Here is a 7,897-nt window from a genome sequence, read left to right on the forward strand (position 1 = left end):
TTAAAAATAGGAATGGAAAAAATAACTATATTATTATATTATTACTAGCATATTATAACTATATAATGAAAATTACAATACATTTAATACGTATATTAGAATAGCTTTCCTATGATTTCTAAATCATTCCAATCAATTTCATGTTCAATAGGCACAGGGTATGAATTCCAATCAACATTTATAGCTGGTATCCATTCTTTACCTGTACCATAACCATTTTTTCTAAGCCAGTGTGATAATCTATCTTGATAATCTTTTCCATATGTTTTTGCTATGTATAAATCACCATCTTTGAATGCTAAACCTATAGGTAAATAAATACTTCTGTCTGAAAATGTTCTATTAAAATAATCATTAATATATAACCTAGAATTATCATTGTTTTTTAAAGCATCTTCATATAAATTAAGTGACGGAAGACTTTCTATTATATAACTTTTTAATGTAGTATTTTTATAATAAAATGCTTCATCTGACTCTTTCATTAAGAATAATTTATATTTTATTTTAGATTTGTAGCCATATACAATAAAATCCATATCAGCATTTTTATCAAATCTATAAATATTTTGATAAATATCTGATGATGATTTATTGGCTACATATTCTTTCCAATGTATTACATTATTATTTAAATAAATTTCCGGTGCAGTTACACATGACAGCATAAAAAAAAATAATGGAAACAATAAAAATAATTTCATAATAAACTGCATATTATATTATTAAGATATTATATCATATACTATATGAAATTTTTATCAACTAATTTTATTATTTAATAATGGATATTTTTTATATTATTATTGAAAATAATACTTGCAATAATATCAACTTAAAAATAAAATATAGTAACTTTAAATATTATAATTTATAGCAATGAAGCGGAGAGTTTATAATGATAAAAAATATAGCTCATATAAAGTTCAGGGGATCTAATATAGGTAAATTTGAACACTTACATATAGAAAATATAAAGGTAAAAGATGCCTGTGTTATAGAAACAGATGAAGGTGTAGAGATAGGACATGTGCTAAATTTTGAAGATATAGATGTAGATTTATTAGAAGAAGAGAATAATATAAATTCTGATAACATAGAAAATAATGATGAAATACATGAAGATAATGAAACTATCAATGAAGAAGAAATATCAGAGGAATTAAAAGATATTGCTGCTGAAGAAGAAAATAATAGTGTAAAAGTTAAGAATAATAAAAATAAAATATTTAATATTCTAAGAATAGCAGATGAGAAAGATTTAGAGCAGTATAGAATTAATATGGAAGATGCAGCTGAAGCTTTTAAAATATGCAAAGAAAAGGTAAATAATCATAATTTGGATTTGAAATTAATAAGTTCTTATTATTTTTTGGACAGAGCTAAACTTTTATTTGAATTTATAGCTGAAGAGAGAATAGATTTTAGGGAACTAGTAAAAGACTTAGCGGCACATTTCAAAACTAGAATAGAATTAAGACAAATAGGTGTAAGAGATGAGGCTAGATCTATAGGCGGATGCGGAATATGCGGAAGAGAATTATGCTGTAAAGTGATAAAGGGTAAATTTGAAACTATAACTATAAAAATGGCAAAAGAACAGGGTATGCTTTTGAATACAATGAAAATATCCGGACAATGCGGAAGGCTTATGTGTTGTTTGGCACATGAATATAAGGCTTATTGTGCTCTTAAAAAAGATTTGCCTAAAGTTGGTACTAAATTAGTATTCAATAATGTACCGGCTGTTATAAAAGAATTGAACCCTTTAAATAAAAAATTATTAATAGAAACAGAAGATAAAAGGCTTATATATATTAGTGTAAGCGATTTAAAAACAAATGAGGAAGGTTTTTTAATAGCTAATATTAAAGCAGAATAAATATTATAGTATTTAGAATTTTATTAGTAATAATAGATAATTATATAACTAAAATATGAGCTTAATTTATTAGTTAACTTTTAGTTATTAGTTAGTGAACATAGCAATAATGAAAAAAATTAAATGGAGCTGAAAATATGTCAAAAAAAAATTATGTTAAGCGGAATACAGCCGACAGGTTCTCTTCATATTGGGAACTATCTTGGAGCTTTGAAGAATTGGGCTGATATACTTAATGATTATTATGGATTTTTTTGTATTGTTGATTATCATGCTATAACTGTTGAATATGATGTTTCTCAAATGCAAAAAAGAATAATGGATGCAGCTGTTGAATATTTAGCATGCGGTCTTGATCCTAATAAATGTTCTATATTTGTGCAGTCAGATGTAAGAGCACATACAGAATTAGCTTGGATATTTAATTCTATTATACCTGTGGCAGAGCTTGAAAGAATGACTCAGTATAAAGATAAATCTAGAAAGAACGTTGAGAATATTAATGCTGCCCTTTTAACCTACCCTTCTTTAATGGCCGCAGATATTTTACTTTATCACCCTGATATAGTGCCTGTTGGAGAAGATCAGGAACAGCATGTAGAGCTTACAAGAATGATAGTAAGAAAGTTTAATAATAGATATGGTGAATATTTTAAAGAACCAGATACTTATCATGGAAAAGTATTGAGAATATTGGGACTAGACGGACAAAATAAAATGAGTAAGTCTTTGAACAACCATATAGCATTGTCTTTAACTGCAGAAGAAACAGAAAAATTAATAATGCAAAAAGCAATGACTGATACTAACAGAAAACTCAAAACAGATCCAGGCAATCCTGATATATGTAATGTTTATAGCTATCATAAAATATTTTCAAGTGAAGATGAGCAGAAGGAAGTTTGTGAGGGCTGTAAAAATGCTTCTATAGGCTGCGTACAATGTAAAAGAATGCTTGCTAAAAATATTAATAATGAATTGGCACCTATAAGAGAAAATATCAATAAATATTCTAATGATAAAGATTATGTTTATGATGTACTTAAAGAAGGAGCTAAAAACGCTTCGGAAGTAGCTGAAAAAACATTGTATGAAGTAAGAAATTTAATGGGTTTAGTTGATAATAAAAGAAAATAAGTAAAAAAAAGGGGCTTTATACAAGCCCCTTTTTTATAAAGTTAATTATTAATTTTTTGTATTATCTAATTGTAATTAATTATTTTTTGAAAATATATCTGTTAATGTTCTCCACATGTTCTTCATAAGTAACAGAGAATGCATGTTTTCCTGTTCCGTCTGCTACAAAGAATATATAATCGGTATCTGCTGGATCTAATGCTGCTTCTATAGCTTTAGCACCAGATGAACATATAGGTCCAGGAGGAAGTCCTGTATTTTTATATGTATTATAAGGGTGTTCCATACGTAAATCAGCATATTTGAGATTTGGCTTTTCTATATAATCACCTTTTACCAAAGTCATAGCATATATTGTTGTAGGATCAGCCTCTAATCTTTTATCTATTTTCAAACGATTATAATAAGCAGATGATATTAATTTAGGGTCATCAAGAGGTCCCATCTCTTTTTCTACTATTGAAGCCATAGTTAGTATTTCATGAACATTTCTTCCCATTTTCTTGGCTCTTTCCTCTAAATCAGGAAATTGCTTAAAAAGTGAGTCTATCATATACATAACTAATACTTTAGTTGGATTTCCTTTAACTATATAGTAAGTAGAAGGAAATATATAACCCTCAACGCTATCAGAAGGAATATTATATTTTTTTAATATTTCTTTATCATGGCAAACTTCCAAAAACTCTTTTTTAGTAGTAAAGCCTTGAGATTCTAAATAAGTTCCTATCTCATAAATATTTTTTCCTTCAGGTATAGTAAGCCTTACCATAGCTTGTTTTCCGCTATTAAGATGCTTCATGATTTCTATCATGTTCATATTTCTGCTAACTTCATAATAGCCGCTTAAAAGTTTTCTGTCATATTTAAGATATTTAGCAAATAATAGGAATACTTTAGAATTTCTAATAAGTCCCTGCAATTCCAATTTATTAGCTATGGTTGAAGCACCTTCACCCTGTTTTATTTCAAAGTATACTTTTTCACTATCTTTGCTAATAGGGCTAATCATATACTGAATGAATGCCACAGATGAAGCAGATACTATAGCAACAAGTATAATTAATATAATGAATAATTTTTTCATAATTTTCTCATTTTCTATTTCTATTATGTAATTGTTTTTAGATAAAACAAATGATAATACAATATGTAATAATTTTTGACATAATTATTTTTCTATATTGTTATGTATATCATTTATAGATATTTCTTTTTCTTCGCCGCTGTCCATATTTTTTAATTTGCACATGCCTCTTTTGAATTCATCTTCTCCAAGTACAATAGCATATTTAGCATTTCTTTTATTAGCGGATTTGAATTGACTTTTAATAGATTTTACAGCAAAATCATAATCGCAGCTTATATTATTGGCTCTCAAAGCCTGCATGATTTTTAAAACTTCATTTTCAGTTTCTTTAAATGCCACAATATAAGCATCAAGTCTGTCAGTTATGATATTATTCTGATTTTCTAATACAAGAAGAAGCCTTTCTATACCCATAGCACTTCCAACAGCTGGAACATCTTTTCCATTATTAAAAATACCAATCAAATTATCATATCTTCCGCCTCCAAGTATGGCACTTTGAGCCCCTAAAGCATTTGTCTGAACTTCAAAAGCTGTTTTTGTATAATAATCTAATCCCCTAACAAGCATAGGATCAACAGTGAATTTCTGTCCTATTCTTGTAAGTTCTTCGCATAATTTATCAAAATGCTCCTTACATTCATCGCATACATAGTCATAGAATTTTGGTATATCTTTTATTGTTTCTTTACATTTTTCATTTTTGCAGTCTAATATTCTTAATATATTGCCTTCATATCTTTTTTGACAAGTTTCACAGAGTTCTTCTTTTCTGCTTCCAATAGCCTCTTTTAAAGCATTATTATAAGAAGGCTTACATTTAGAACATCCTACAGTATTTATTAGAAGATTAACATCATCAATGCCAAATTCTTTTAATACATTTATATTTAGAAGTATGATTTCAGCATCTATCAGAGGAGAAGAATTTCCTATACACTCAACTCCGAACTGATTAAATTCTCTGTATCTTCCCTTTTGAGGACGTTCTGCCCTATACATAGTACCTAAATAAAATAATTTGTTTATAGCAAACTCATTTTGCATAGAGTTTTCAACATAGGCACGAGCCACAGAAGCAGTACCTTCAGGTCTTAAAGTGAGCGATCTTCCACCTCTATCTTCAAAGGTAAACATCTCTTTTCCTACTATATCAGTACCCTCTCCTATTCCTCTAGTGAAAAGGTCTGTATACTCAAATAAAGGCGTTCTTATTCTGCCATAGCCATAAAGTTTTACTATATTTTTTATTTTATTTTCTATATATTCGAGTCTTTTAGAAGAATCATAGAAAAAATCGTTTGTACCTCTAGGTTTTTTTATATCTAACATATTCACTTGTCCTAATTATTTATTTTTTAATTTAAAACTTCCTGAGTTTTAGTGCTTCCAGCTTTAGATGTATTTTTTGGAGGCTCATATATAGGTTTTGAGTTTCCAACAGCTCTAATGCCTGTTATTTTCTCTTCATAAGAAGGCATAGATGATAAATCTTTAAACATTGTAGAAGAATAATCTAATATTTGTGTATTTTTAGGTTTAGATGAAAGTATTTTTGAAAACTCTTCCAATTTAGCAGCATCTGCAACACCTATTTTGCTTCTCCAATAAAGAACAGTAGGATAATATCTATGATCTTCAGATAAAGAAGAACCAACTTCTGCAAACATCTTATCAGCTTCATATAAATCATTATAAGCGAATAAGTTAACAGCACCTAAATAAAGTCTTGTTCTCATCAAAAGATTAGAATTATCTTTCTTATTGTAAGCAAATGTCAAATCTGATTTAGCCTGAGCAGCGAATTCTGCAGATCTTCTTCCTTCATTTAAGAATCTTGAATAGTAGGCAACTCCTCTGTAATATGTATATTCCTCTACGGATATTCCCATATATTCATTATAAGGGTTGGTATTAAACCATTCTGTTGCTACTTTTGCAGGTCTTGATAATACCTCTCTTATTATATTTCTAGTATTTTCAGCATTTCCATCATATCTATTAACAGGTGTATTTTCTTTTCCTACTGTTACTGAAACATCTTCTTTCTTTTCTTCTACTACTTCTTCTTTTTCTTCTTCTCCATCTACATCAATTAATTCTTCTTTTATCTCTTCTTTTAGGCTATCTATATCATTTGTAGCAGTGCTAGTATGATCTTTTATTATTATAGAGAATAGATTATATTTATCTTTTTCAACTTTTACTGCATTAGTATACAGTTTATCTCCGAAAGATATATAAGCCTCATACATTCCTTCAGAAACCTCTATAACAAAGTTTGTAGAAACTTCTGTATTGAATGAATAATCTTCTATATCAACACCTATAGGACCATTATTAGGGCTTTTATCTATCAATATAGTTAATGGATATAAAGGTTTATCTTCAATTTCTGTTTCTATATTTGTAGGTTCAGGAACATCTTTTTGTTCTTTTGTACCTCTTAGTATATTTGTTTTATATTCAATAGTTTTAGGGTCATCTATAACTATTTCATCAACTATTTCTTTTTCTATAGAAGGTATTTTTCTATTGGAAGCATTTTCAGGAGTTTTTTCTTTTTTAGCTATATCCTGAAGTTCATCTAGTTCTTCTTTTTCTTCTGGTGCTATTTCTGTTTTTACTAAATCTTCTTCAGACGCTTCATTTTCTTCTATTTCTTTCTCTATTTCATCAATATCTTTAGAAGGAGAATATCTTTCAAAAGTATCAAATTTTTGTGCTGTAAATACAGAAAGTCCTTCTTCTTCTGGAAGTATAGGAATAGAATTCTTTATTAATGTATAAACGTCCATATTGGAAGTAGTCCATTCATAAACCTTCTGAGTCATGTCTTGAGGAGATTTTAATTTTTTCATCATTTCACTTATAGGTTTATTCTCACCTGAAAAATAATCATATATTTTATTATTAGGATTTTTTGACAGTATATTCAAAGTTTCATAATAACTTTCATAAACCATAGGAGTAATATAGCTTAAATACATACTCCAATATATTGCTGTAGGATAGTGAGGATTAGAAGTTTTGCAATTATCAGCATAGTATTTAAATATCCTAGCAGGTAATTCTTTATCTCCGGGTAGTATTGTAAGTATTCCGCCTAAATATAGGAAAGCCCTATCATTGTAAGAATATACAGGGTCGTTAGGCAGTTCCAAAGCCTTTCTAAAATCACTAGCTGCCCTATTAACTTCTGTTCTAGCACTTCCAAATTTCACAAATGATAAATATCTGCTTACACCTCTGTAAAAGTCAAATACATATTCATTTACACCATATTGATCGGAATATGAATTTTTCTTAAACCAATCTATAGATTTTTTAGGAGATTTAGTTTGTAAATCTTCTATATAATCTGGAAATGTTATGCTATTTTGAGAAAATAATGGGAAATATAGTAGCAATATAAATGCAATAACTTTTTTCATTGTTATCTCCGAATATTTTTTAACTATTCTTTAAAATATCGACATCTGTTAAAAAACTTAAGTTATTTTACTATAAAAAAATATAATATCAAGTATGATAAAATATTTTTGTGTATAATTAAACTAAATATTAATTTGTGTAGTAAAATATAAACTTGTGATTTTAGTATTATAATAATATATTATATATTTTAATGTTTTATAGTATAATTTGCAATATATTGTTTAGATTTATAGGATAATAACATGTTAAATATTTTTTTATATATAATAGTAAAATTTATAGTTTACATAAGAAAATATTATGATAATATAGAAAAAATCGGAATTTTAAGCGAATTTTACCATCATAAG

The 7,897-nt window shown here is 27.7% G+C and carries 6 protein-coding genes; 2 read left to right on the plus strand and 4 right to left on the minus strand.

The genetic code is table 11. The features are described 5' to 3' along the window. Nucleotides 1-95: 95 nt before the first annotated feature. Nucleotides 96-704: a hypothetical protein gene (locus BINT_RS07055; RefSeq protein ID WP_014487874.1), complete on the minus strand. Its 609-nt coding sequence runs from the start codon at nt 702-704 to the stop codon at nt 96-98. 194 nt (nt 705-898) lie between these two features. Here BINT_RS07055 and BINT_RS07060 point away from each other — a divergent pair, with 194 nt between their 5' ends. Both BINT_RS07060 and trpS read left to right on the plus strand, forming a co-directional pair. Continuing rightward, nucleotides 899-1,882 (plus strand): PSP1 domain-containing protein, encoded by a 984-nt coding sequence (locus tag BINT_RS07060; protein ID WP_014487875.1) that lies wholly within the window; start codon nt 899-901, stop codon nt 1,880-1,882. A gap of 123 nt (nt 1,883-2,005) precedes the next feature. Then, nucleotides 2,006-3,019 carry a tryptophan--tRNA ligase gene (gene trpS / locus BINT_RS07065; RefSeq protein ID WP_041177324.1) on the plus strand — a complete coding sequence of 338 codons (1,014 nt, stop codon included), beginning with the start codon at nt 2,006-2,008 and terminating at the stop codon, nt 3,017-3,019. Nucleotides 3,020-3,098: 79 nt separating this feature from the next. On the opposite strand, the gene mltG is transcribed toward trpS, so the two are convergent. The 3 genes from mltG to BINT_RS07080 form a co-directional block, all read right to left on the minus strand. After that, nucleotides 3,099-4,106 carry an endolytic transglycosylase MltG gene (gene mltG / locus BINT_RS07070; protein WP_014487877.1) on the minus strand — a complete coding sequence of 336 codons (1,008 nt, stop codon included), beginning with the start codon at nt 4,104-4,106 and terminating at the stop codon, nt 3,099-3,101. 84 nt (nt 4,107-4,190) lie between these two features. Further along, nucleotides 4,191-5,441 (minus strand): histidine--tRNA ligase, encoded by a 1,251-nt coding sequence (gene hisS / locus BINT_RS07075; RefSeq protein WP_014487878.1) that lies wholly within the window; start codon nt 5,439-5,441, stop codon nt 4,191-4,193. A 26-nt stretch (nt 5,442-5,467) separates the two neighbouring features. Then, a complete protein-coding gene (locus BINT_RS07080; RefSeq protein WP_014487879.1) occupies nt 5,468-7,543 on the minus strand; it encodes a hypothetical protein in 2,076 nt (691 codons plus the stop codon). Nucleotides 7,544-7,897: the final 354 nt, after the last annotated feature.

The organism is Brachyspira intermedia PWS/A (assembly GCF_000223215.1).
Taxonomy (GTDB): Bacteria; Spirochaetota; Brachyspiria; order Brachyspirales; family Brachyspiraceae; genus Brachyspira; species Brachyspira intermedia.

What these genes read in the sequence shown, in the direction of transcription:
- BINT_RS07055 (WP_014487874.1), bottom strand. Translation starts at nt 704, where the DNA reads ATGAAATTATTTTTATTGTTTCCATTATTTTTTTTTATGCTGTCATGT.
- BINT_RS07060 (WP_014487875.1), top strand. Translation starts at nt 899, where the DNA reads ATGATAAAAAATATAGCTCATATAAAGTTCAGGGGATCTAATATAGGT.
- BINT_RS07080 (WP_014487879.1), bottom strand. Translation starts at nt 7,543, where the DNA reads ATGAAAAAAGTTATTGCATTTATATTGCTACTATATTTCCCATTATTT.
- hisS (WP_014487878.1), bottom strand. Translation starts at nt 5,441, where the DNA reads ATGTTAGATATAAAAAAACCTAGAGGTACAAACGATTTTTTCTATGAT.
- mltG (WP_014487877.1), bottom strand. Translation starts at nt 4,106, where the DNA reads ATGAAAAAATTATTCATTATATTAATTATACTTGTTGCTATAGTATCT.
- trpS (WP_041177324.1), top strand. Translation starts at nt 2,006, where the DNA reads ATGGAGCTGAAAATATGTCAAAAAAAAATTATGTTAAGCGGAATACAG.